Annotated in this window: 20 protein-coding genes; 9 read left to right on the top strand and 11 right to left on the bottom strand. The window is 73.9% G+C overall.

Going from position 1 to position 23,060, the window contains the following annotated elements:
- Nucleotides 1–67 precede the first annotated feature (67 nt).
- Together OHS82_RS05375 and OHS82_RS05370 are read left to right on the top strand one after the other, a co-directional pair.
- The gene (locus OHS82_RS05375) at nt 68–928 is read left to right on the top strand and encodes an aldo/keto reductase (protein ID WP_057581852.1); all 861 of its coding nucleotides are present in this window, start codon (nt 68–70) and stop codon (nt 926–928) included.
- Between the two features lie 275 nt (nt 929–1,203).
- Nucleotides 1,204–1,452: a DUF5133 domain-containing protein gene (locus OHS82_RS05370; protein ID WP_328433389.1), complete on the top strand. Its 249-nt coding sequence runs from the start codon at nt 1,204–1,206 to the stop codon at nt 1,450–1,452.
- Nucleotides 1,453–1,603: 151 nt separating this feature from the next.
- Here the strand turns inward: OHS82_RS05370 and tgmB are convergent, their stop codons facing one another.
- From tgmB to OHS82_RS05350, 4 genes are all read right to left on the bottom strand, one after another.
- Nucleotides 1,604–2,590 (bottom strand): ATP-grasp ribosomal peptide maturase, encoded by a 987-nt coding sequence (gene tgmB / locus OHS82_RS05365; protein WP_328433388.1) that lies wholly within the window; start codon nt 2,588–2,590, stop codon nt 1,604–1,606.
- Between the two features lie 17 nt (nt 2,591–2,607).
- Nucleotides 2,608–2,799, bottom strand: coding sequence for a putative ATP-grasp-modified RiPP (gene tgmA, locus OHS82_RS05360; protein ID WP_057581854.1), 192 nt, complete (start codon nt 2,797–2,799; stop codon nt 2,608–2,610).
- 223 nt (nt 2,800–3,022) lie between these two features.
- Nucleotides 3,023–3,322 carry a DUF1232 domain-containing protein gene (locus tag OHS82_RS05355; protein WP_057581855.1) on the bottom strand — a complete coding sequence of 100 codons (300 nt, stop codon included), beginning with the start codon at nt 3,320–3,322 and terminating at the stop codon, nt 3,023–3,025.
- Between the two features lie 350 nt (nt 3,323–3,672).
- Nucleotides 3,673–4,863: a hypothetical protein gene (locus OHS82_RS05350; protein ID WP_328433387.1), complete on the bottom strand. Its 1,191-nt coding sequence runs from the start codon at nt 4,861–4,863 to the stop codon at nt 3,673–3,675.
- A 661-nt stretch (nt 4,864–5,524) separates the two neighbouring features.
- Between OHS82_RS05350 and OHS82_RS05345 the strand changes: the two genes are divergently transcribed.
- Entirely contained in the window at nt 5,525–6,013 is a 489-nt protein-coding gene (locus OHS82_RS05345; RefSeq protein ID WP_057581857.1) for a roadblock/LC7 domain-containing protein, read from the top strand.
- A 166-nt stretch (nt 6,014–6,179) separates the two neighbouring features.
- Here the strand turns inward: OHS82_RS05345 and OHS82_RS05340 are convergent, their stop codons facing one another.
- Nucleotides 6,180–6,857, bottom strand: a complete 678-nt coding sequence (locus tag OHS82_RS05340; RefSeq protein ID WP_328436029.1) for a hypothetical protein — start codon at nt 6,855–6,857, stop codon at nt 6,180–6,182.
- 191 nt (nt 6,858–7,048) lie between these two features.
- Here OHS82_RS05340 and OHS82_RS05335 point away from each other — a divergent pair, with 191 nt between their 5' ends.
- From OHS82_RS05335 to OHS82_RS05325, 3 genes are all read left to right on the top strand, one after another.
- Entirely contained in the window at nt 7,049–8,773 is a 1,725-nt protein-coding gene (locus OHS82_RS05335; protein ID WP_057581859.1) for a serine/threonine-protein kinase, read from the top strand.
- A 99-nt stretch (nt 8,774–8,872) separates the two neighbouring features.
- Nucleotides 8,873–9,241, top strand: a complete 369-nt coding sequence (locus OHS82_RS05330; protein WP_057581861.1) for a PadR family transcriptional regulator — start codon at nt 8,873–8,875, stop codon at nt 9,239–9,241.
- Nucleotides 9,238–10,254, top strand: coding sequence for a hypothetical protein (locus OHS82_RS05325; RefSeq protein ID WP_057581863.1), 1,017 nt, complete (start codon nt 9,238–9,240; stop codon nt 10,252–10,254). The genes OHS82_RS05330 and OHS82_RS05325 overlap by 4 nt, the downstream gene beginning before the upstream one ends.
- A gap of 23 nt (nt 10,255–10,277) precedes the next feature.
- Here the strand turns inward: OHS82_RS05325 and OHS82_RS05320 are convergent, their stop codons facing one another.
- The 4 genes from OHS82_RS05320 to OHS82_RS05305 all read right to left on the bottom strand — a co-directional run bounded on the left by OHS82_RS05320 (nt 10,278) and on the right by OHS82_RS05305 (nt 18,466).
- Nucleotides 10,278–11,243 (bottom strand): DUF1152 domain-containing protein, encoded by a 966-nt coding sequence (locus tag OHS82_RS05320; protein ID WP_057581865.1) that lies wholly within the window; start codon nt 11,241–11,243, stop codon nt 10,278–10,280.
- A 119-nt stretch (nt 11,244–11,362) separates the two neighbouring features.
- Nucleotides 11,363–12,727, bottom strand: a complete 1,365-nt coding sequence (locus OHS82_RS05315) for an FAD-dependent oxidoreductase (RefSeq protein WP_328433386.1) — start codon at nt 12,725–12,727, stop codon at nt 11,363–11,365.
- Nucleotides 12,728–12,905: 178 nt separating this feature from the next.
- Nucleotides 12,906–15,602 carry a SpoIIE family protein phosphatase/ATP-binding protein gene (locus OHS82_RS05310; protein ID WP_242433382.1) on the bottom strand — a complete coding sequence of 899 codons (2,697 nt, stop codon included), beginning with the start codon at nt 15,600–15,602 and terminating at the stop codon, nt 12,906–12,908.
- Nucleotides 15,603–15,670: 68 nt separating this feature from the next.
- Nucleotides 15,671–18,466: a SpoIIE family protein phosphatase gene (locus tag OHS82_RS05305; protein ID WP_328433385.1), complete on the bottom strand. Its 2,796-nt coding sequence runs from the start codon at nt 18,464–18,466 to the stop codon at nt 15,671–15,673.
- A 121-nt stretch (nt 18,467–18,587) separates the two neighbouring features.
- On the opposite strand from OHS82_RS05305, the gene OHS82_RS05300 reads away from it, so the two are divergent.
- Nucleotides 18,588–19,433 carry a DUF72 domain-containing protein gene (locus OHS82_RS05300; RefSeq protein ID WP_057582711.1) on the top strand — a complete coding sequence of 282 codons (846 nt, stop codon included), beginning with the start codon at nt 18,588–18,590 and terminating at the stop codon, nt 19,431–19,433.
- A 51-nt stretch (nt 19,434–19,484) separates the two neighbouring features.
- Here OHS82_RS05300 and OHS82_RS05295 read toward each other — a convergent pair whose 3' ends face one another.
- Complete coding sequence (locus OHS82_RS05295; protein ID WP_057582710.1) at nt 19,485–20,123, bottom strand: lipoprotein; 639 nt, start codon at nt 20,121–20,123, stop codon at nt 19,485–19,487.
- A 256-nt stretch (nt 20,124–20,379) separates the two neighbouring features.
- Between OHS82_RS05295 and OHS82_RS05290 the strand changes: the two genes are divergently transcribed.
- Both OHS82_RS05290 and OHS82_RS05285 read left to right on the top strand, forming a co-directional pair.
- A complete protein-coding gene (locus OHS82_RS05290; RefSeq protein ID WP_328433384.1) occupies nt 20,380–20,916 on the top strand; it encodes a cysteine hydrolase family protein in 537 nt (178 codons plus the stop codon).
- A 170-nt stretch (nt 20,917–21,086) separates the two neighbouring features.
- The gene (locus OHS82_RS05285; protein ID WP_328433383.1) at nt 21,087–22,514 is read left to right on the top strand and encodes an alkaline phosphatase family protein; all 1,428 of its coding nucleotides are present in this window, start codon (nt 21,087–21,089) and stop codon (nt 22,512–22,514) included.
- A gap of 72 nt (nt 22,515–22,586) precedes the next feature.
- Here the strand turns inward: OHS82_RS05285 and OHS82_RS05280 are convergent, their stop codons facing one another.
- Entirely contained in the window at nt 22,587–22,994 is a 408-nt protein-coding gene (locus OHS82_RS05280; RefSeq protein WP_057582707.1) for a cupin domain-containing protein, read from the bottom strand.
- Nucleotides 22,995–23,060: the final 66 nt, after the last annotated feature.

Here is a 23,060-nt window from a genome sequence, read left to right as displayed (position 1 = left end):
ATCACCGTCCCGGCGCACCGGACCTCTCCCTGCCCGCCCGCACCCGAGAAGAAGAGGTCGCGACCCCATGCAGACCCGCCGCATCGGTGAACTGGACGTCAGCGCGATCGGCCTCGGCGCCATGCCCATGTCGATCGAGGGACGACCCGACGAAGCACGTTCCCTGGCGACGATCCACGCCGCGCTGGACGCCGGCGTGACGCTGATCGACACCGCGGACGCCTATCACCTCCACGCCGACGAGGTCGGCCACAACGAGACCCTGATCGCCAAGGCCCTGGCCTCCCACGACCGCGGCGGCGACGTCCTCGTCGCCACCAAGGGCGGCCATCTGCGCCCCGGCGACGGCAGCTGGACCCTGGACGGCGGCCCCGCCCACCTCAAGGCGGCCTGCGAGGCGTCACTGCGCCGGCTCGGCGTGGAGGCGATCGGCCTCTACCAGTTCCACCGCCCCGACCCGCGCATCCCGTACGCGGAGTCCGTCGGCGCGATACGGGAACTGCTGGACGAGGGCAAGATCCGCGCCGCCGGCATCTCCAACGCGGACCCCCGGCAGATCAGGGAGGCGAACGACATCCTCGGCGGACGCCTGGTCGCCGTGCAGAACCAGTTCTCCCCGGCCTTCCGCTCCAGCGAGCCCGAACTGCGCCTGTGCGACGAGCTCGGCATCGCGTTCCTGCCGTGGAGCCCGCTCGGCGGCATCTCCCGCGCCCGCGAACTGGGCTCCTCCTACGCGCCGTTCGCGCATGTCGCCGAGCGGCACGGGGTCAGCCCGCAGCGCGTGTGCCTGGCCTGGGAGCTCGCCAGGTCGCCGGTGGTCGTGCCCATCCCCGGCGCCAGCAGGCCCGAGACGATCCTCGACTCCCTCGCCGCGACGGAACTCGCCCTGACCGCCGGCGAACTCGCGGAACTGGACGCCGCCGTCTGACACGACCACCGGGAGGACGGACGTCGACGACGTCGTCGTCGCACGGAGCCGGCACGTCCATCGGGCTCGGCCTCGTCATCGACTTCATCCGGCCGACCTCCGGCCGGATGCTGCTCGAGCGCACCCGCGTTGCGGCCGACAGCGGCCCGCACAGCGCCCGGATCGCCTGACCGTCCGTGGCCGGATCGTGCCCCTGGGGAGTGACAAGTCCGTGTGTCATGCATGATTCGCCGGAGTCCGGGCACACGCAGCGCACAACAGAGAGAGGGGCGCTCGTGATCGTTCCGGATCCGAAAATCGCCAGGACGTTGCTGACCCGCTACGCGACGCTGAAGATCGCACAGGCGGAGAGGGAGACGCCGCAGGCGGCTCGTGAACTCCAGGACGTGACATACACCTTGTGCGTGCTCATGGGCACGTCCGACGTCCGGGAGGCGGTCGCAGCGGCTGACGCCCTGCTGGAGTCCGTGCCGCAGACGCGTACGCCCGCGGAGGGCTCGGACGGACTGTCGCTGGCCGTCTGAGGCCATGGACGGCCGGGCCCGGCCGTGCGGCGTCCGCCCCCGGGCCCGTCGCCGTCCGGACCGACGGCATCGGGGCCGGCCCTCCGAGGGCGGCCGTCTGACGGGCCCGGCGCGGCGGAGCTCTTCCGGGCTCCGGCCGCGTCCGGGCGCCTCACGGGGCCGCGGAACCGCACCGGTCGACCCGCCGGGCGTCGCGCTCCGCCGGCGGCCCGGCCAGCCACTCGGCGATGGTGCGGGCGATGGGCTGACCGGTGTCCACCTCCACGAAGCCGAACTGACCCGACTGGTTGCACTCCAGGAACCACCAGGTTCCGTCGGCGTCCTCCGCGAAGTCGAAGGCCCCGTAGGCGAGTTCCGCCTCCCGCAGATACGTCCGCACCGCCTCGGCCAGGCGCGGCGGCACGTCGGCGGGACGCCAGGGCGTGGCGGACGGCGTATAGCGCACGTCCACCACGTCGGGGTCATCGCCGGGGACGGTGTCCTTGCGGGCGGCGAGGAGGCGGTCACCGACCGCGGTCAGCCGGATGTCGGCCCGTTTGGCCACCCGGCGCTGCAGCAGCGTCGGGCCGTAGGCGACGGCGGCGAAGTCGGCGTCCGGCGGGACCCTCGTGGTGGGCACCGCCCGGGGCGGATCCTGCGGATGCGCCCCGGACACCGGCTTGACCACCAGGTCCGGATAGCGGTCCGCGAACTCACGGGCCGCCTGCGGGAACGTCGTGACGATCGTGGCGGGCACGGGCAGGCCGCTGCGCTGTGCGAGCCGCAACTGCCACGGCTTGTGCCGGGCCCGGACGGAAGCGTCCGGGTGGTTCATCCAGCGCGCCCCCGTCCCTCGGAGCATGCCGTAGAGCGCCTGCGAGGCCTCCTCCGTCAGCCACGAGGACGGCTGGGACGCCCGGGCCGCCGGGGAGCCGGGCCGGCGGACCCACACCGACCGCAGCCCCTCGAGGCTCACCAGCCGTCCGGCGGAGGACAGATGGCCACGGAAGGCTCCGTGCACGTACTCGCCGGAGAGCGCGACGGTATGGGTCAGGTCGGCCGGATCGAGCCGGACGACGGGGACGCCCGCGGCGTTCAGGTGCACGACCACCATGTCCGCCGTGACGTCTTCTTCACAGGTCAGGATGAGCACGGTCATTTTTCGTCGGCCTGTGTTCAGTCGTCGAAGTGGGTCTTGGAGCCCGCTGTCGAGGTGGTGGTCGCCAGTTCGCGCAGGAGGGCGTGGTCGCGAGCGGCGATCCGGCCGTCGAAAGTTACGTTCAACTGCATTCCGGGGTCGTAGGCATACGGAGTGGCAAACTCCAACTCAGCCGCGGGGCGTGCGTAGTTGAGCGTGAACGGTTGCATCGTCTCTCCCTCGTCGGTACTGCCTCGATCAAGCGGTGCCGCTGTGCGACGTCACTCGGGCCCGCTGCTTTGTGCTGGGTGGGTGCGCCCTTCAGTCACTTATACGAATCGAACGGGTGGTTGGTTTCCTTACTCTCCGTGATCGTCGGGGAGTTGGGCGCCGAGCAGGGCGTGGAGCAGGGGAGATCGGGTCGAGCGGTGGTGAAAACGTCTTCCTCGGCGGTCAGTCGGGGACCCGTTCTGACACGTTCCCGGTGGTGCGGTCGGGGGCGCGGCGCAGTGAACGCAGGGCCAGCAGAAGCATGCCGACGTCGTCGAGATAGACCGGATCCGGCAGCAGATCGGCCGGAAACACGAAGTACAGAACCGCCCCCCAGAACACCCAGCGCGGGCCGGTGGGCAGTCCGGCCTGTCTGAGACCCCGGCGGGTCCGGATCAGCCGCGTCAGCACCGCGGCGGCCGCGGCGAACACCGCGACGGCTGCCACCGCCACGACGACGACGAGCGTGGTTGGCGCATCCACGGGTCCTCCCCTGTGGTCCGTCGCGCTACGTCCGGCCGTGCTCTGCGCTTCCTGTCCGGACCCCGGGCAGCGGTCCCTGTCTGTCGATTTCCCCGCTTCGGGTGCTCGAATGCCCGTTTCCGGCAGGATTACCGCATCGGACGCCGTCGCGCGGGCGCGCCGCGGCCGATCGACGCGACCGGCCGGACGGCGGGGGCGGGGTGTACGCCGGGGGCGGAACGGGCGCACAGCGGCGGCGGAACGGGGCGCACAGCGGCGGCTGCCTGCGGCCCTCGGCGGGCGTCCGGCGTCGACCCCGTCATGGGCAGGGCCGCGCGCGGGACGGTCGGGCGCGAGACGCCGGCGCGCGCCTACGGGCGCTTCGAGCCGGCCTCTCCTGCGCCGGACCCGGGTGCGCCGTCCTGCTCCGGCCCGTCGGCGGGCGTGCTCGCCGGCACCGGCCGCAGGCCCTTGGTGGACTCCTTGAAACGCTCCAGGGTGCGGCCCAGCTGCTGGAAGGGTGAGGCGGCCCGCTTGGCCTGCGCCTGCCGCGGCACTCCCGCCGCGTCGGCCTCGGCCGCGGCCTCCCGGTACGCGGCCAGCGCCTCGTGTGCGTGCTCGGCGGCCTCCCGGTACAGATCGCGGGACTCCGTCATCGCCTCCAGCGCGTCCTTGTACATCGCCACGAGCGCGCGCTCCCGGGCGAGTTCCTCCTCCAGGGTCAGCAGCTGCCACTCCTCCCGCAGCACGGTGAGCGCGGCGTCGCCGCCCTCTGGCAGCGGCCGGGGCAGAGCGGCGAAACGCCGCACGGCGTCCAGCAGCTCGGTGGGGTGCGTGCCGTCCAGGAACACGCTGCGCACCGAGAACGCGGCGGGGTCGTAGTCGGCGGGAGCGGGTACGCCGGGCAGCACCAGCGCACCGCCGCGCGGCACCTCCGCCCCCGACTCCTTCAGGGCCCAGTTCACCGTGCGCAGCTGGTGCGGGGCGGCCCGGTGCTCGACTACCCGGTGATGCAGGCCGGGCGGAAGCAACGGGACCAGCGAGCGACGGCCCTGTTCGTCCGGTGTCATGGCCTCGTGGACGACGAAGTGCACGGCCCAGGTGTCGCGCAGGGCGGCCCGCAGTGTGCGCCGCAGCTCCTTGTCGTCCGCGGGCAGCGGGTTGACGTCGAGGAACCGTTCGCCTGTGACGGTCTCGTGGCCCCACGGGGCGTCCGCGTCCCAGGGCCAGAAGACGCCTGCGGGTGACGGCCAGCGCCGGTCCCAGGGCCGGTCCGCCTCCGCCGTCAGCGTCCACTCCTGGCCCCGGCCCGACCACTCGGCGAGGGTGAGCCGGGCGCGGACCGTCACCTCCTCCTCGGGCTGCCACCTGGCCTCGAAGGCCGTCTCCCCGTCCGGCGTGTCCGCTTCGGGCAGCTCCGCGAAATCCTGCACCGCACCGGAGTCCTTGAGGGCCTGGAGGTTCTTGCGCAGGACGTCCGGCGCGGTCGGTCCGGTGTGGCGGCCACGGGCCTGCCACACCGTGGAGGGCGTCATGGGCGAATCGGTCGCGGCGATGTGCATGGGTCCATTCGTGAGGGCGGGCGGGCGGCCGGGCGGCGGCGCGGCGACGACATGCGACGACGCGCGAAGGCCAGTATCGCTCGCCGCAGGGGGTGGGCGGTCCGACGGATGACGGCGAGGGCGCCCGAGGACGCCTCCGTTCAGGAGCCCCTTCCCCGGCACGGCGCCCGTCACGCGTCCGAATCCGCCCGGTTGGCCGCATCCGCCGCATCCGCCGCATCCGCAACGACCGCCGCATCTGCGGAGGCGCGCGCAGTGTGTGCGTCGCCCGCCCGGGGTGTGCGCCGTGCACCACGGGCGGGCACCCCGCACTCATGGGCTCTCCCGGTCGGGAACGCGACAATAGGACGGCGGACGGGGCTCGCCCACCATCCGCTGAGGGGCGGGCCCCGTCCGCGCGCCCGCGGTCCCCGCGGGCGTCCGCCGCGCGAGCCGGGCCCGGCACCTCTTCCCGCCGAGCAGCCTGCGCGTGCGGCGTGCGGCGTGCGGCCTGCGGACGTCCGGCCCGCGCCGCCGGGCGAACCCCGGGCATGCCAAAGGAATGTGCCAAAGCCATCGCCTTCGGCTGCCGCGTTCCGTAACCTCTGGGGCACCCGAACCATCCCGCGCCGCTCCGCACTTGCTCCGCCCCAGTCGCCAACGCGCCGAAGGGACACCGGTCATGGCCGTCGAGGTCGAGGTCGCGAACGAACTGCACCGGCTGCGCGCCCGAATGCCGCAGCTGACGGGGGCGTTGGCGGCCGGCGCCGACGGTCTCGTCCTGGCCCAGGACATGCCGGACGTCCAACCGGAGGGACTGGCCGCGCTCACCGCCGCGGCGCTCGGCGTCGGACGCCGCATGGTCGACCTGGCGGACCGCGGCGACTTCCGCGAACTCCTGGTGCGCGGCGCCGACGGCTACCTCGCGACCTACGCGGCGGGGCCGACCGCCGTGCTGACCCTGCTCGCCGACGACCGGGTCAACGTCGGGCGACTGCACCTGGAGGGGCGGCGCTGCGGCGCACGCATCGCCGAACTCGTGGCCGCCCGGTCCGCGGACGAAGGGCCCCTCGGCGCCGAGGGCGGCCGGTTCCCTCCGCCGCATGCCCGCGGCCGGATCCAGGGCGCCCTGCCCGTCCGCATCCCACCACAGTCCCGCCACCGCCCCTGAACCCACCACGTCCCGCCCAGGGCCCCGAAGTCGGCCGCAGTCCCGCCACCGCCCTCAATCCCGCCCCAGTCTCGCCACCGGCCCTGAAGCCGGCCGCGGTCCCGGCACCTGTGCTGAAGCCGGCCGGGGGCGGCCAAGGGCGTGGTGTCGAGGAGGGCGCCGCAGGTCAGGCTGCGCCGCCGCCTGCTCCCGAGCGCCCGCGCCGCCCCCCGACGGGGCGTCGCCGCACACCGCCCCGTTCCGGGCCGGCGCCGGCTCCCGTGGGGGGTGCGCTGAAGCCGCCGGGGACGAGCCGTGCCGGTCCGACGGCGGGCATCGTGGGTCCCGACGGACCGTGCCCGCCGTACGCCTCCCGCCCCGCACCGGAGCCGGAAGCCTCCACCGGGCCGCCGCCCGCGCGGGCGTTCGCCTCCGACCCAGCGTCCGCAGCCGCCGGGTCCGGCACCCGGGGCCGCGGCGGAGCCGACCGGCTCAGCACGCGCGTGTGAGGCATCAACGGGGCGCACGCGGAGCACACTTCGCTGAGCGTCCACACCTGCCCCACCGACGGGTCGTGCCGCAGGACGAGGACGACCGTGCCCGCGCAGGAGACCCGGATGTCCTCGTGCGGCGCGCACCGCTGACGACGGCACCAGCAGGCGGCGTCGTGATGCACCGCCGCCGCCCGGGCGTGCGCGGCCGCGTGGGCCTCGGCGAAACGGCGCAGGGCCGCGAGGTCCCGGGAGCGTGGCGGCATCGCGCACGCGGAGGAGCAGGTGACCGACGCGGTGCGGTCCCGGTGCCCCACCACGCGGATCGTCCAGCAGCGGCCCGGACGGCGGGCCGAGGGGGCGTCAGGGTGCATGAGAGCCAAAGCGCACGTCCTTCGTGGGGAGGGCGGGAGGAGAGGGGAGGGAGAGCGGACCGGGAGCGGTTACGGCACGGCCCGGCGGAAGTGACCTCGTTCACAGCATGCCCGTGGGCGACCGGACCATTCGCGCTGTGCCCCCTCCGGCCGACACACCGCGTGTCGGTCGCTGCCTCTAAGCTCCCTCCATGAGCACAGGGGGAACCCACAGACGCGTCGTCGACGGACGCTTCGAGCTGGTGGAGCGACTCGGCGGGGGAGGGATGGGCCTGGTGTGGCGGGCCCACGACCTGGTCCTGCAGCGCGCGGTGGCGGTGAAGGAAGTGCGGCACGCGGACCCGGACCTCGCCGAGCACGACCCGGCGGCCGCCGGCGTGCTGCGCGAGCGCGTCCTGCGGGAGGCCCGCGCGCTGGCGCGCGTCCACCATCCCAACGTCGTCACCATCCATCACATCGTCGACGGCGGCGAGCACACGTATCCGTGGATCGTGATGGAGCTCGTCGAGGGCGGTTCCCTGCAGGACAGGCTGGAGCGGGGCGTGATGTCCCCGGTCGAGGCGGCCCGGATGGGCCGCGAGGTGCTGGCCGCGCTGCGCGCCGCGCACGCCGTCGGCATCGAGCACCGTGACGTGAAGCCCGCCAACGTCCTGCTGCGCCCCGACGGCCGGCCCGTGCTCACCGACTTCGGCATCGCCGCCGTCCGGGAGTCGGCCGGCCTCACCGCCACCGGCTCGGTCATCGGCTCGCCCGACTACATGGCGCCGGAACGGGTCAGCGGGAAGGAGGGCGGCCCCGCCGCCGACCTGTGGTCCCTCGCGATGCTGATGTACGTCGCCGTGGAAGGGCACCATCCGCTGCGCAGGGGCAGCACGCTCGCCACCCTGGCCGCCGTGCTGAGCGAGGACGTGCCCTCGCCGCGCAGCGCGGGACCGCTGACCGCCGTTCTCTCGGCGCTGCTCGTGCGCGACCCGCAGGCCCGCCCCGACGCGGCCCGGGTCGACCTGATGCTCGCGGCCGTGACGGCCGCCGCGCCGGCGCCGGGCGCGGTCTTCCCGTCCGCTCCGGTCCCGCCGGCGGGCGCGGCCGTTCCGCCGGTTCCGGTCCCGCCGGTCCGGACGCCGCAGCCCTCGACGACCTCGTACTCCCTCACTCCGCCCTCGGCCCCGCCGGGTGTCGCCACGGTCGTCCCGCCTGCCGACGCCCGGCCCCCCGCCCGCCGTGGCCGTGGCGCGGCCGTCGCCGTCGCCGTGCTGGCCACCGCCCTGGCCGGCGTCCTGGCGTGGACGCTGCTTCCGTACCTCCAGGACAGCGGCGACAGCGGCGGAAGCGGAGCCGCCTCACCGCTGCCCGGCGTGTCCGCGTCGCAGAGCGCCCGGCAGGCGGCCTCCGGACCGTCCGGGGCCCCTTCCGACGACGCCTCCGGGGCGGCTTCCGACGACGCGTCCGACCCGCAGAAGGTCGACCTGCTCAGCGGGGACGGCGTCAAGAACGTGGTGGCGAAGCTGTCGGCGGCCACGGGCGGGGCGAAGGTGACGAGCCTCGCGGTGTACGAGGAGTACGCCATCGCCGAGGTCTCGGTGAAGGGCCGCCCGAAGCTCTACGACCGGTACACGTACCGCGGTGGGGACGTGGCGGTGAAGGACGGCCCGGGCGGCACGGTGATGAGCGGCGAGGTCCCCGTCGACCTGGACGTCTACGACTGGGACAAGGTGCCCGGGCTGTTGGCGCGGGCCGCGAAGAGTCTCGGAGTCCCCCATCCCACCAGCCGTTACCTGCTGGTCGACCCGGGGTCCACGGTCTTCGACACCGAACCGTCGATGAGCGTCTACCTGTCCGACGACTACGGCAGCGGGTACCTCCGCGCCGACGTCAAGGGCAGGGTGATCGCGACGTACCCGCGCGACGACGGCTGACGGCCGCCGGCAGCCCACGGCCGGATGGTGCCGAAGCGGCGTTTCGTCGCGCAGGATATCTTGGGAGCCGATATATTCGGTCCCATGGCATCGAGGAGCATGACCCAGGCCGCCTTCTTCGTGCTGACGGCCCTCGCCGACCAGCCGCGGCACGGCTACGGCATCCTGCGGGAGATAGAGGAACTCTCGGACGGCGAGGTGCAGTTGCGGGTGGGCACGCTCTACGGCGTGCTCGACCGGCTCACCGCCGACGGGCTCATCGTCCTGGACCGCGAGGAGGTCCAGCAGGGCAGGCTCAGGCGCTACTACCGCGTCACCGACGACGGCGTCCAGGCCCTCGCGGCGGAGGCCGACCGCATGGCGGCCGGCGCCGGAGCGGCCAGACGCCGCATCGCCGAGGGCCGCCGCGCCCCCGGAACCGTCATCCCGCCGGCCCCCGGGCCCGGACTCGCCGGAGGTATGGCATGACCGGCACGACGACCCTTCTCGAAGCGCGCTACCGCGCCGTGCTGCGGCTGCTGCCCGCGTACTACCGCCAGGAGCGGGAGGAGGAGATGGTCGAGGTCTTCCTCGGTGACACCGACCGCGATCTCCAGGACCAGAGCCGGCCGACTCTCGGCGAGGCGGCAAGCGTCGCCGCCCTCGCCCTGCGCGCCCGGCTGGGCACCGCGGCCGCGCCGCGCCGCTACGCGCTGCTCGGCTCGGCGGCCCGGCTCTTCGCGCTCTCCGCCGTGCTGCTCCAGGCGGCCGCCGCGGTCGCCGACCGGGCACTGGAGCTGACCTGGACGTCCACGCACGGCGCCTTCGCCCGGGACGTGTTCATGTCGGGGTTCTCCGGGCAGGGGCCGGTCGTCGCCACGGCCGCCGTCGCCGCCTGGGTGCTGCCGCTGGGGTGGACGGTCGGCTACTTCGCCCTTCTGCGCGACCGCCGCAGGACCGCGCGGATCAGCGTGCTGCTCGCAGCCCTGCCCACCCTCTGGCCGTTCCTCGCGCCCTTCGTGAGGGACTTCCCCCCGCCGGAGCCCGCCTACGCCGCCGCCGCGGCGGCCTTCGCCTGGCTGCCGGCCCTGGCCCTGTGCACCGCCTGCCACCGCGACGCGCCCCCGGCGGCGCTGCCCGCCGGTACGCCGGGCACGGTCTATCTCGGATGCTGCGTCGTCATGGGCGCCTCCGTGGTCGTGCTGCCCGGAGTGGTCGACTCCGTGTGGGCGCCGACCACCTGCTTCGTCCTCGGCGCACTCGGCTGGCTGGTGCGACGCGGCCGCCGGGGCCGTATCGCGGGCGGGGAGGGCGCGCTCGCCCTGGCCGTGCTCGGGTTGCTGGTCCTCACGCTGCGCGTGACCGCCGCGTACACCTGGCTCGGCGTGTCCATGCCTCTGCCCATGGTGATGGTCGCCGGATTCGCCGTCCAGGCGGCCGCGTTGCTGCTCCTGACCGCCGCCCTCGCGGTCGTCGGCGGCCGTGACGTCGCGGCCCGCTGACCGCCCGCACGACGTGCCGTGTCTCAGTGCGGGTAGGCGCGCGGCTGCCGCAACCGGGGCAGCTCGTCGCGGAACTCCTCTATGCGGGAGCTGATCTGCCGCATCAGGACGGTGTCGGCCAGCCGGTCCAGGTACAGGTTGCCGCGGGCCAGGCCGGGCGCGTCGACGCAGAAGTACAGCGCCATGAGGGGATTGACGAACAGCTCGCCGTCTTTCGTGCGCTCGGTGAACCGGACGTCGCCGAAGTCGCCGCGCACGGCGGCGGCGACGGACCCGTTGACGATGCTGGGGTGGCCCGGCGTGCAGGCGTGCGCGTCGGCCACCGCGTCGAGGTAGAGGGAACCCTCGGGGCTCAGCTGCGACAGGGAGAACGCGCCGAGGTAGGCGCCCGCCCGGTCGAGTTCGGCCAGGTTCTCCAGCACCAGGGAGTGGCTGATCCCGTGATAGGCGTCCACGCCGAAGCCCAGACAGGCCACCAGCCGTTCGGGGACGTCGTCGAGGCCCTGGACGGCGGCCAGGCTCGCCATGTCCTCCTCGGGCGTGCCCAGGCCGTGCTCGTCGCCGCGCATCAGGATGTCGGTCCCGCCGTCCACCAGGACCACGGCGTCCACCCCGCCCAGGTGGTCCACCAGGGCCCGGTAGGCGGCGCGCAGCGGCCGTACGCCGGTGCGCGGGAAGGCGTACACCGTGGCGGGCAGACCCTGCCGGTCGAGCCAGCGGGCCAGTGTGCGTTCGGGGAAGTAGTCGCCCCGCACGGCGAGGTCGGGGCCGACGGCCGCGACGTCGGGCTGCACCCACACGTCCGAGGGCAGCCCGTACAGATCGGCGAACGAGAGGTTCGCGAGATGGACCTCCTTGCCCGCCGCCCGCAGGGCGAACGCCAGCGGAAGCCCCGCGTACACGTCGAAACCGCCGCCCGCGCCGGCGACGAGCACCCGGCGCGCATCGCGCAGCCGGGTGAAGAGGGGAGGCTCCTGGAGTGAGAACACCCCGGGACGCTAACAGCCGGCGATCTTGCGGACCAACGGATTCGCCGAGGCCGCGCGCCGGGCGTGCACGCCGGGGGAAAGGGCCCGGAGGCGTCCGCCCCCGAGCCCCGTCACCGTGCTTACGCGCCGCTCTCCCGCAGCATGTCCTCGCGTTCGACGATCTTCACGCGTTCGCGGCCCTGTGGCTCGCCGAGGGCTTTCTCGGCGGCGTCGAGTCGGTGCCAGCCCTCCCAGGTGGTGTAGCGGACCTCGCGCTCGGCGAGGAACGCGTCGACGGCTTCCGGCTCGGGTGTGTCGGGGGTGTGCAGGCGGCCGTTCGCGTGGTCGTCGAGGAGGTTGGACACGGTCTCGTTGGCGTCGCCCTTGGTGTGGCCGATGAGGCCGACCGGGCCGCGTCGGATCCAGCCGGTGACGTAGGTGGACTGCAGGTGTGCGCCGGATTCCTCGATGACCCGGCCGCCCTCGTCCGGGACGGTGCCGGAGTCGAGGTCCCAGGGCAGCTTCGGCAGCTTCTCGGAGAGGTAGCCGACGGCGCGGTAGACGGCCTGGACGTCCCAGTCCTTGAACTGGCCGGTGCCCTTGACGTTGCCGGTGCCGTCGAGGGCGGTGCGCTCGGTGCGCAGGCCGACGACGTGGCCGTCCTCGCCGAGGATCTCGGTCGGTGACTCGAAGAAGTGCAGGAACAGTTTGTGGGGGCGGTCGCCCACGTCGCGTATCGCCCAGTTCTCGAGCGTCTTGGCGACCATGTCGGCCTGCTTGTTGCCGCGTCGCGTCGCGATCGAGCCGTCGTCGTAGTCGATGTCCTCGGGGTCGACGATGACCTCGATGGTGGGGGAGTGGTCGAGTTCGCGCAGTTCCATCGGCGAGAACTTGGCCTGTGCGGGCCCGCGCCGGCCGAAGACGTGGATCTCGCGTGCCTTGTTGGCCTTGAGGCCGTCGTGGACGTTGGCCGGGATCTCCGTGGGCAGGAGCTCGTCCGCCGTCTTGGCGAGCACGCGGGCGACGTCGAGGGCGACGTTGCCGACGCCGAGGACCGCGATCTTCTCGGCCTCCAGCGGCCAGGTGCGCGGTACGTCCGGGTGGCCGTCGTACCAGGAGACGAAGTCCGCGGCGCCGTGGGAGCCGTCGAGGTCGATGCCCGGTATCGACATCTCCCGGTCGGCCGTGGCGCCGGTGGAGAAGATGACGCCGTCGTAGAAGGCGCGCAGGTCGTCCAGGCTGATGTCGCTCGGGTAGTCGACGTTGCCGAAGAGGCGGATCTGGGGCTTGTCGAGGACCTGGTGCAGGGCGGTGACGATGCCCTTGATGCGGGGGTGGTCGGGGGCGACGCCGTAGCGGATCAGGCCGAAGGGGGCCGGCATGCGTTCGAAGAGGTCGATGGAGACACCCGGGTCGGTGGCCACGGCGGACTTGAGCAGCGCGTCGGCGGCGTAGATCCCGGCGGGGCCGGCTCCGACAATGGCTACCCGCAGGGGGCGGGGCATGATCAGGTTCCCTTCGAGCGGCGACAGATCGACTCGGGGAAAGCCTAAACTAAGGCAAACCTAACTCGGTACGTGGGTCCACTCTATGAGCTCATAAGCAGCATTTATGAGCGGACGGCGGTATGCGCGCCCCGGCCGCGACGGCTCACGCGCACGCACGCCGGAGGTCCACGCCCCCTCAGGGCAGCGGCTGTTCGGCCCAGATGACCTTGCCCTTGGGCGTGTACCGGGTGCCCCAGCGCTCGGTGAGCTGCGCCACCAGGAACAGCCCGCGCCCACCCTCGTCGGTCATCGCCGCGTACCGCAGATGCGGCGAGGTGCTGCTGCCGTCGGAGACCTCGCAGATCAGCGTGCGGTCGCGCAGCAGCCGCACCCGCACGGGCCCGCTGCCGTAACGGATCGCGTTGGTGACCAGCTCGCTGAGGATCAGCTCCGTCGCGAAGGACAGCTCGTCGAGGTCCCAGCGCGCCAGCTGCCGCATGGCCGCCGACCGCACCTCGGCGACCGCCGCCGGGTCCACCGGCACGTCCCACTCGGCGACCCGGTCCGCACCCAGGGCCCGGGTGTGCGCGACGATCAGCGCGATGTCGTCGCCCTGCCGGGCCGGCAGCAGCGCGTCCAGGACCGCCTGGCAGGCCTCCTCCGGCGAACCGTCGGCGCTCCGCTCCAGGGCCGCGCGCAACATCTCCAGGCCGGTGTCGATGTCCCGCTCCCGGTCCTCCACCAGCCCGTCCGTGTACAACGCCAGCCGGCTGCCCTCGGCCAGCTCCAGCTCGACCGTCTCGAACGGCAGACCGCCCAGTCCGAGCGGGAGCCCCGCCGGCACGTCGGCGTACTCGACCCGGCCGTCGGGATGCACCACCGCCGGCGGCGGATGCCCGGCGCGGGCGATCGTGCAGCGCCGCGCCACCGGGTCGTAGATGGCGTACAGACAGGTCGCCCCGGAGACGGCCGCGTTGCCCCGGTCGCCCGCCTCGTCCTGGTCGATGCGCGCCACCAACTCGTCGAGCAGACCCAACAGTTCCTCGGGGGACAGATCCAGCGCCGAGAAGTTGTGCACCGCCGTGCGCAGCCGACCCATGGTCGCCGCCGCATGCAGCCCGTGCCCCACCACGTCACCGACGACGAGAGCGACCCGGGCTCCCGACAGGGGCAGCACGTCGAACCAGTCGCCCCCCACACCGGCCTGCGCGGGCAGATACCGGTAGGCGATGTCCAGGGCGTTCTGCTCCGGCAGCGTACGGGGCAGCAGACTCCGCTGCAGCGTGACGGCCATGCCGTGCTCGCGGGTGAAGCGGCGCGCGTTGTCGATGGAGATCGCCGCCCGCGCCACCAGCTCCTCGGCGAGCGCCACCTCGTCCGCATCGAACGGGTCGGGCCGCTCCGAACGCCAGAAGCTGACCACGCCCAGGATCAGCGCTCCGGCCCGGACCGGCACCGTGATCAGTGAGTGGATGCCGAACTCCACGACCTGCTCGGTCCGTTCCAGGTCCTGGGCCCGCCAGCCGGACGCCCGGAGCAGCCGGGCCTCCAGGACGGCCCGTGCGGTGCTCAGACTGCGGGCCTGCGGCGCGGAGTCGACGAACCGGATCCGATCGCCCACCGCGTACAGCGGAGCGCCCTTGCGGATCCCGTCGACCGCGGTACGCCGCAGCGATCCCCGCCCCTGAGGCTCCTCGCCCTCCAGGACGGCGTCGAACAGGTCGACGGTCGCGAAGTCCGCGAACCTCGGCACGGCCAGCGCCGTCAGCTCCTCGGCCGTCCGGGTCACGTCCAGGCTCGTCCCGATGCCGACCCCGGCCGCGTACAGCATGTCGAGACGCTCGCGGGCCGCCTCCGCCCGCCCGGACAGGGCGCGCAGCTCGGTGGAGTCGCGCAGGGTCGCGACGCTGCCGGCCGGACCGCCCGCCAGGTCGGTGGGCCGCTGGTTGATCGCCAGCAGCCGTTCCCCGACCAGGTGCACCTCGTCCGTGACCATCCGCCCGGAGGCCAGCAGCCGGGCGGTGTCCTGGTCCAGACCCAGGTCGAGGACCTGCCGCCGCTCGGCGTCCGGGGGCAGGTCGAGCAGCCGCTGCGCCTCGTCGTTGGCGAGCAGCAGATCGCCCTCGCCGCCGACGATGATCACGCCCTCCCGCACGGCGTGCAGCACGGCGTCGTGGTGCTCGTACATCCGGGTCATCTCGCGCGGCCCGAGACCGTGCGTCTGGCGCTGCAGCCGGCGGCTGACCAGCGCGGTGCTCGCCGTGGCCAGCACCAGGGCCAGAGCGGCGCTGCCGAGGACGAGCGGCAGCTGCCGGTCGGCGTTGCCGCCCACGTGCGCGGTCGTGATGCCGGACGACACCAGCCCGACCACCTGCCCGTCGGGGGCCTTCACCGGGACGACGGCCTGGACCAGCCGGCCGATGGTCCCGTCGACCTCCTCGACCACGACGCCGCCGTCCAGCGCCGGTTGGAGGGTCCCGACGAACTTCTTGCCGATGCGGTCCGGCTTGGGATGCGTGTAACGGATGCCGTCGGTGTTCATGACGACGATGAAGTCCATGTCGGCGGCCGTGCGGGCGGCCTCGGCCTTGGGCTGCAGCACGGCCGTCGGATCCGGGCTGCTCAGCGCCGCCACCATGCCCGGCGAGTTCGCGAAGGTCTGTGCGACGGCCAGCGAGCGGTTGCGGGCCTCCTGTGTGGTGTCGTGCCGCACCTGCAGCAGCAGCGCCACCACGGCCGCCACGACCAGCAGCAGCACGATGACCACCTGCAGCACGAACACCTGCACCGCGAGACTGCGCCCGCCCAGCGTGCTCTCGGGAGCACGCCGGCCCAGCGGGCCCCGGGGACCACGGGCCTGACGGGCATCCGAGCGCCCCAGGAGTCGGACCATGTGCTCATGTCTACACTGCCCGGCCCCCTGAGGCGAGAGCCGTCACCGAGGGTGACGGACCGCGCCGCTCAGACCCGGCCCGGCGGCTCCGGCCCGGCCCGGCCCCGCCGGGTGGCCAGCAGCAGCGCGATGTCGTCGAACCGGTCCGCGGACCGGCGGGCCGCCGCGGTCAGCCGGTCCGCCACGTCGGCGAGCGAACGGCCGGCGCCGCCGACGGAGCCGGTAGCACCGATGGAGCCGGCGGGACCCGTGGCCTGGGCCGAGGCGGTGGGGTCCCCCTCGCTCGGGCGGCCCTGTGCTCCGCCGGCCTCGGCCAACACCCTGCGCAGCTCCGCGATGCCGTCGTCGATGTCGTGTCCGGGCCGCTCGACCAGCCCGTCCGTGTAGAGGGCGAGGATCGCGCCCGGCTCCAGCAGCAGCTCGGTGACAGGATAGTGGGCACGCGGATCCACCCCCAGGACCACCCCGCCGGGCAGCTCGAGGACCTCGGTCCGGCCGTCCGGGTGGCGCAGCAGCGGGGGCAGATGCCCGGCGCGGGCCGCCCGGGCCCGACCCGTGGACGGATCCAGCCGGACGTAGCAACAGCTCGCGAACTGGCCCGGGTCCAGGTCGATGAGAAGGTGGTTCGTGCCGCCCATGACCTCCTCGGGCGGCCGGTCCCCGAGCGCGAACGCGCGCACCGCGCTGCGCAGTTGCCCCATGGTCGCCGCGGCCTGCACCCCGTGTCCCTGGACGTCGCCGATGACCAGGGCCAGCCCGTCCCCGGACTCCACCACGTCGTACCAGTCGCCGCCCACGTCCATGCCCTCGGTGCCCGGCAGATAGCGGCCCGCGGTCTCCACGCGCGCGTGCTGCGACAGCCGGCGGGGGAGCAGGGCCTGCTGCAGGCCGCGCGCGAGGGCCGCCTCGGTGTCGTAGCGCTGTGCCTTCTCCATCGCGTGGGCGATCAGCCCCGCCAGCGCGGTCAGCACCGTGCGTTCCTTGGAACCGAAGCTGCGCGGACGGTCGAAGCCGAGGATGCACGAGCCCACCGGGCGGCCCGAGGCGATCAGCGGGAGGAAGGCGCGGGCGCCCTCCTCGGCGTCGAGTTCGATGCCCGGGTAGGCGTCGGCCAGCTGCTGCATCGAGTCGAAGAAGAGCGGCCGGCCCGTGGTGAGCGTCTCCACGCCCGGCAGCCGGGCGTCCAACGCCACCCCCTCGAAGGGCGCCAGGAAGCCCTCGGGGAACCCGGACTCCCAGGCCAGGTACAGATGCCGCTCCTGAAGCAGGTAGATGGCCAGCCGGCGGCCGCCGAACGCCGGCAGCAGCTCCTGCATGACCACCGCCGACACCTGCCGGGCGGTCACCGCCTCCGTCAGCGCGATGGCCAGCACGATCGGCCGGTACAGCGGGGCCGTCGAGGCGGCGGCGTCCGGCGCGGGGCCGTCCGGCCCGGCGGCCTCGGGGACGTCGTCGTGCGGCACACGGTCGGCCGGGACGGCCTTGCAGGTGACGAGATCCGCGCCCGGGTACAGCGACATCCGCAGCCAGTCGCCCTCGTACGGCCGAGGCGCCGCGGGCCTTTCGGGCGCGGCGGGCAGCCGCACGTCGAAGTGCGCGGGCTCCGGCGACAGCAGGACGCCCCGCAGGTGCTCCTCGTACGTGGGCTGGTTCAGCCACGGCACGGCCTCCCACAGCGGCCGACCGACCAGCAGCTCCCGCGGCACGCCCAGGAGGTGACCGGCCCGGGGGTTGGCGTAGACGACGAAGCCCATCCGGTCGAGGCAGAACACGCCCTCCGGGAGCAGATCGGCGGCCCCGTCGGCGAGCGCGCCCGGCCCCGGGTCCAGGACGACCCCGGCGACGGGGTGCGGTGCGTCGGGAGAGGCAAAGGCCCCGCCGCCGTCCGACGCGGCGGGCCCGCCGGATTCCGGCGCCTCCCGGGCCTCCCCGGCCGCCCGGGCCCGCTCGGGCCGACGGGACGGCGCAGACGCCCGCCCGTGCTCGCGCGCCTCCCCGGTGCGGACGGCGGGCCACCGGGCCTCGGCGGCCGGGCCGACGCCCGCGGCCTCCGCGTCCGTGGCCCGCCACAGGTCCAGCAGCCGCAGGCCGCCCCCGGCGGTCCGCACCTGGATCGGCAGCGGCGGGGGCCGGCCCCGGGCCGTCCGGCGCAGCAGGTCGGGCAGCCGGTGGGCGTCCGCCGGGTCGACGGCCCTGGTCAGGGCGTCCAGCGTGCCGGGGAGGTCGCCCGGCGGCAGACCGAGGAGGGCGCAGGCCTGCGCATCCACGGCCAGCGCGCCGGTCGCCGGGGTCCACGAGAGCCGTCCGACGCGCCCCGGCGCCGGTCCGGCGGCCGGCGGCCGCACACACAGCGGCGCATCGTCCCAGGTGACGGTCCCGCCGTCGGCGCCCAGCCGCAGCAGGTCCGCGCCCAGGGCGTCCGCCACGGCCGACAGCCGCTCGCCCTCCGCCTGCACCTCCGCCGCGTCGGCCGCCGCCGCCCGCAGCACGGTCAGCACTCCGAAGGCCTGGTCCTCCGCCACGACTGGCACATGCACCGAACCGAACTGGAAGGGCAGTCCGGCCGCGAACTGCGGATAGCGGCGCATCACCTCGGTGGCGTTCGCCAGCACCACCGGGACGCCCGTCCGGTGCACGTCGGCCACCGGGAACGGCCGGTCCACGTTCACCCGCCACCAGGGGCGGAACAGCTGACCGGGCAGCCCGGAGAGGACCGCGAGGCGCAGCATTTCGGAGCTGCGGGAGCGCAGGTAGACGCCCGCCGCGCGCCCGGCCGTCGTCCGCAGCGCGTCCGCGACAGTCCCGGTCAGCAGCGCGGGCGGCGGTCCGGACGGCTTCCGCTCGTCCCTGGCGCTCCCAGTCATCGGCCCTACCTCGTCCGTGCGCCGCCGCGTGGGGCGACACAGCAAGAATGCGCCACATGTGACCGGATGTGCATCCGCTCGCACCGGAGAAAAGCCCGTCGGACGGGGTAACCGGCCGCCCATGGGTGAGATTCTGGTGGGCGCCTGTTCGTGGACGGACCGGACGCTGGTGTCCAGCGGCTGGTATCCGGCCGGGCGGCGCGACGCTGCGGGCCGGCTGCTGCACTACGCCGAACGGTTCCCGGTCGTCGAGGTCGACGCGACGTACTACGGGCTGCCCCGCGAACGCACCTGCCGGCTGTGGACCGAGCGGACCCCCGACGGGTTCGTGTTCGACGTGAAGGCGTTCTCGCTGCTGACCGGCCACCCCACCCGGTCCGCCGCGATGCCGCCCGGCCTGCCGGCGGACTCCCGCGGGCCGCGGGCCCTGGACGAGGTGTGGCGCAGGTTCGCGGACGGCATCCGCCCGCTGCGGGACGCCGGCCGGCTGGGCGCGGTCCTCTTCCAGTTCCCGCCCTGGTTCCGGCCCGGCGCGCGGGCCCACGCGTTCCTCGCCCAGTGCGCGGAGCGCACCGCCGGGTGGCCGGTCTGCGTCGAGTTCCGGCACCAGGACTGGTGGCGGGGTGAGCAGGAGCGGGCGACGGCAGACCTGCTGCGGACCCACGGCTTCGCCGCCGTCGCCGTCGACATGGAGCAGTCCCTGCCGACGGCCGTCCCACCCGTCACACCGGTCACCTGCGAGCGCCTGGCGGTCGTCCGGTTGCACGGCCGTAGCCCGCACTGGGGCACCGGCAGCAAGGAGGACCGCTTCCGCCACGAGTACGGCCCCGGTGAGCTCGACGAGTGGGCGCCGAGGATCCGCGCGCTCGCCCGGCGGGCCGAACAGGTGCATGTGCTGTTCAACAACTGCTGCGGAGACGCCGCCGTCCGGGCCGCCGCGCGCATGCGCGCCCGGCTCGGCGGCTGACGGGCCCGCGCCGCCCGGACGGCGGGCGTCGGCCAGGCGAGCGGGAGGGCGTCAGGCGGCGTCGGTGTGCAGGGTGCTCTTGGCGAGCTCGTAGGCGGGCAGCATCGCCTCGTGCTCGCCGGTGTCCATGCCGCCGAGGTGCAGGACGACGGGGCCCTTCGACGTGGTGACGGCGAAGGCGTGCTCCTGCTTGCTCTCGTCGAGGAGCTTGCTCGTGGTGGTGTAGGCGACCTCGACGCCGGTGACGTCACCCGCCTCGAGCTCGCGGTACACGGCCCCGCTCGCCGCAGGCTCGGCGGCCACGAACTCCTTCAGCACGGTCCGCGCGTCGGCCTTGCCGGGGGCGCCGGTCCACACCCGGAGGAACCCGATCTTGCCGGCGGGCTTCGCGTCGATCTCGCAGACCAGGGTGACCGGGCCCTGGCGCAGGAACGCGTCCCCGAGCCCGGCCAGGTCGCCGGTGGACGAGTCCCCGCCGTCGACGGCCTCGGCCTTCCAGAACTCCGCGACGTCGAAGGCGACCGGCAGTTCGCAGGCGGACCCGGCGGCCCCGACCGACCCCCCGCGCTTCGCGACCTTCGCGCTCCCCTTCGCGGACGTCCCGGTCGCGGCGTCCGAGCCCTCCCGCTCGGCCGTGCACCCCGTCACCAGACCCGTCACCAGACCTGTCGCCACGGCCGCCAGCGTCATCCCCCGCCGAACCCGCCCCGCGTTTCCCGCGTTTCCCGCGTTCCCCACGATCCCCGTGCTCCCCACGTTCCCCACCCCAAAGCCCACCGCTGTGTCCTCTCGCCGGGCCGGCGCCTTGCCGGCGGAGCACTGTAACCGAGGGGTGCGCCGTCTTCGCCACCGAGATTTCGCACCACCGGGCCGCAGCACGTGAGGCGGAAGAGTGACGTGCCGTCATATCGGCGTTCGAATGGGGCGAACGGGAACGCATAGCCGCATGAGCAAGACCGCACTGATCGTGATCGACATGATCAACACCTATGACCATCCGGACGCGGAGTTCCTGCTGCCGTCCGCCGACAGCGTGGTTCCGGTGATCGCCGGTCTCCTCGAACGGGCCCGCGGCGCAGGCGTGCCCGTCGTCTACGTCAACGACAACTTCGGCCAGTGGCGCTCCCACCACGGCGAACTCCTCGACAGGGCGCTCGCCGGCCGGTACGCCCCACTCGTCGAGCCGCTGGTGCCGGACGAGGAGTCCCTCTTCGTCGTCAAGGCGCGGCACTCCGTCTTCTTCGAGACCCCGCTGTCGTACCTCCTCGACCAGGAGGCAATCGATCGCGTCGTGCTCTGCGGGCAGGTCACGGAACAGTGCGTGCTCTACTCGGCCCTCGACGCCCACATCCGCCATCTCGAGGTGACCGTCCCCCGGGACGCCGTGGCCCACATCCACGCCGACCTGGCGGACGCCGCGCTGACCATGATGCGGCGCAACATGGGCGCCCGGGTGTGCGACAGCGACGAGCTGTGGAACTGAACGGCCGGGCGCGGCACGGCGGCTGAGCACCAGCGTCGGCCGGCTCGCACGGAGCGCCGGCCGCAGCGACCCTCCGCGTTCCGGCCCGGGCGGAGACGAGCACAGAACCGCCCCCGTGGGGCACGGGCCGGCCCTCCCACCGGTTCCTCCCACCACCAAGGGGCACACACATGGCAGAGCTGACCCGACGCCGACTGCTGGGCTCGGCCGCGGGAGCGCTGGGCGCCGCAGCAGCCCTCTCCCTGCTCCCGTCGAGCGTTCAGAAGGCCGTCGCGGCCGGACAGCCCCGTGGGGGCTCGCTCGCCGACATCGAGCACGTCGTCCTGCTGATGCAGGAGAACCGCTCCTTCGACCACTACTTCGGCACCCTCTCCGGCGTGCGCGGCTTCTCCGACCCCGACGCGCTCACCCTCGACAGCGGACGGTCGGTCTTCTACCAGCCCGACGACGAGAACCCCAGCGGCTACCTGCTGCCCTTCCACCTCGACACCCGCACCTCCAGCGCCCAGGCGATCCCCTCGACGAGCCACTCCTGGTCGGTGCAGCACGACGCCTGGAACGCCGGCCGGATGGACCGCTGGCTGCCCGCCCACCGCAGAGCCGACGGCGCCGACGGCCCCTACGTCATGGGCTACTACACACGCGAGGACATCCCGTTCCAGTTCGCCCTCGCCGAGACCTTCACCGTCTGCGACCACTACTTCAGCTCGGTGCTGGGTCCGACCTGGCCGAACCGCCTGATGTGGATGACCGGTTCCATCGACCCGGAGGCGCTCCACGGCGGCCCGGTGACCGGCAACTCCGCGCCGACGCCCTTCAGCTGGACGACGTACGCCGAACGTCTCCAGGCGGCCGGCGTCAGCTGGAAGGTGTACCAGCAGGAGGACGACTACGGATGCAACGTGCTGGAGCAGTTCGCCGCGTTCAGGAACGCGCTGCCCGGCACCGAACTGTACGAGCGGGGCGTACGACCCCAGCCGGAGGGCGCCTTCGAGGACGACGCCCGCAACGACCGCCTGCCGACGGTGTCCTGGATCATGCCCCCGGGCCACCAGTCCGAGCACCCGGACTACCTGCCGGCGGCCGGCGCGGCCTTCGTCGCCTCGAAGATCGAGGCCATCGCGGCCGACCCGGAGGTCTGGGCCAAGACCGCGTTCATCCTCAACTACGACGAGAACGACGGCCTCTTCGACCATGTGCCGCCCCCCACTCCGCCCGTCGGCACGCCCGGCGAGTTCGTCGGCGGCCTCCCGATCGGCGGCGGCTTCCGGGTCCCGGCGATCATCGTCTCGCCCTGGACCGTGGGCGGCTGGGTGGCCGGTGAGAGCTTCGACCACACGTCGACCCTGCGGCTGCTGGAACGACTCACCGGGGTCCTGGAGCCCAACATCAGCGATTGGCGGCGCAGCGCGTTCGGCGACCTCACCTCGGCGTTCCGCTTCGAGGACGGCAGCGCACTCGCACCGGCGCTGCCGGACGGCACGGAGGAACAGCTGGTGAAGGCGCAGACGGAGGTCGCCACCCTGCCCAGGCCCACTCTGCCGGGCGCCGACCAGAGCTTCCCCCACCAGGAGACGGGCCGCCGCCCACAGCGCTGACGCGCAGGCCGGAGCGTGCCACGACCGGGCCTCCCGAACCGTGTCGCCGTCCGCGGCGCGAGCGTGGTCCGGTCAGTCGCGCGCGGCCGCCGCCGGGGGGTCTGCGCGCGTAGACAGTGCGCAGTCCCGGGGAAGGAAGAACAGGGCGCAGATGCGCAGGGGGCCGGACTCCCGGTTCTCCGCCATGTGGACGCCCCGCGGCCCCACCGGCTCCACGATGCAGCCCCCCGCGGGCGTCACGCACTCGGATCCGTCCGCCAGGGTCCGGGTCAGCACCCCGGCCGTCACGACGGCGACGACCCGGCCGTCGTGATAGTGCCAGGGCAGTGAGCCGCCCGGCGGGATCTCGTAGTCGGCGACCACCACCCTGGTGCCCTCCGGCGCGGCCAGAGCCAGTCGTTCCGTGAGGAGGCCGTCGGCGAGCAGAACCGGTGCGGGTTCGGCGGCGGGCCGGCTCCCGACGGGCGCGGGGCGGTTCACGCGGCGGTCGCAGGGAACGGCAGGCGCCCGATACGCCGGGCCCGCGGGAGTCCTCCGGGGCCCGCC

The organism is Streptomyces sp. NBC_00425, assembly GCF_036030735.1.
GTDB lineage: Bacteria > Actinomycetota > Actinomycetes > Streptomycetales > Streptomycetaceae > Streptomyces.
Note: the sequence above shows the minus strand (reverse complement) of the source record. Positions and strands in the feature narration are given on the sequence as shown.

What these genes read in the sequence shown, in the direction of transcription:
- OHS82_RS05300 (WP_057582711.1), top strand. Translation starts at nt 18,588, where the DNA reads ATGGGTGAGATTCTGGTGGGCGCCTGTTCGTGGACGGACCGGACGCTG.
- OHS82_RS05330 (WP_057581861.1), top strand. Translation starts at nt 8,873, where the DNA reads ATGACCCAGGCCGCCTTCTTCGTGCTGACGGCCCTCGCCGACCAGCCG.
- OHS82_RS05295 (WP_057582710.1), bottom strand. Translation starts at nt 20,123, where the DNA reads ATGACGCTGGCGGCCGTGGCGACAGGTCTGGTGACGGGTCTGGTGACG.
- OHS82_RS05335 (WP_057581859.1), top strand. Translation starts at nt 7,049, where the DNA reads ATGAGCACAGGGGGAACCCACAGACGCGTCGTCGACGGACGCTTCGAG.
- OHS82_RS05285 (WP_328433383.1), top strand. Translation starts at nt 21,087, where the DNA reads ATGGCAGAGCTGACCCGACGCCGACTGCTGGGCTCGGCCGCGGGAGCG.
- tgmA (WP_057581854.1), bottom strand. Translation starts at nt 2,799, where the DNA reads ATGCAACCGTTCACGCTCAACTACGCACGCCCCGCGGCTGAGTTGGAG.
- OHS82_RS05305 (WP_328433385.1), bottom strand. Translation starts at nt 18,466, where the DNA reads ATGACTGGGAGCGCCAGGGACGAGCGGAAGCCGTCCGGACCGCCGCCC.
- OHS82_RS05350 (WP_328433387.1), bottom strand. Translation starts at nt 4,863, where the DNA reads ATGCACATCGCCGCGACCGATTCGCCCATGACGCCCTCCACGGTGTGG.
- OHS82_RS05345 (WP_057581857.1), top strand. Translation starts at nt 5,525, where the DNA reads ATGGCCGTCGAGGTCGAGGTCGCGAACGAACTGCACCGGCTGCGCGCC.
- OHS82_RS05310 (WP_242433382.1), bottom strand. Translation starts at nt 15,602, where the DNA reads ATGGTCCGACTCCTGGGGCGCTCGGATGCCCGTCAGGCCCGTGGTCCC.
- tgmB (WP_328433388.1), bottom strand. Translation starts at nt 2,590, where the DNA reads ATGACCGTGCTCATCCTGACCTGTGAAGAAGACGTCACGGCGGACATG.
- OHS82_RS05315 (WP_328433386.1), bottom strand. Translation starts at nt 12,727, where the DNA reads ATGCCCCGCCCCCTGCGGGTAGCCATTGTCGGAGCCGGCCCCGCCGGG.
- OHS82_RS05325 (WP_057581863.1), top strand. Translation starts at nt 9,238, where the DNA reads ATGACCGGCACGACGACCCTTCTCGAAGCGCGCTACCGCGCCGTGCTG.
- OHS82_RS05340 (WP_328436029.1), bottom strand. Translation starts at nt 6,857, where the DNA reads ATGCACCCTGACGCCCCCTCGGCCCGCCGTCCGGGCCGCTGCTGGACG.
- OHS82_RS05290 (WP_328433384.1), top strand. Translation starts at nt 20,380, where the DNA reads ATGAGCAAGACCGCACTGATCGTGATCGACATGATCAACACCTATGAC.
- OHS82_RS05375 (WP_057581852.1), top strand. Translation starts at nt 68, where the DNA reads ATGCAGACCCGCCGCATCGGTGAACTGGACGTCAGCGCGATCGGCCTC.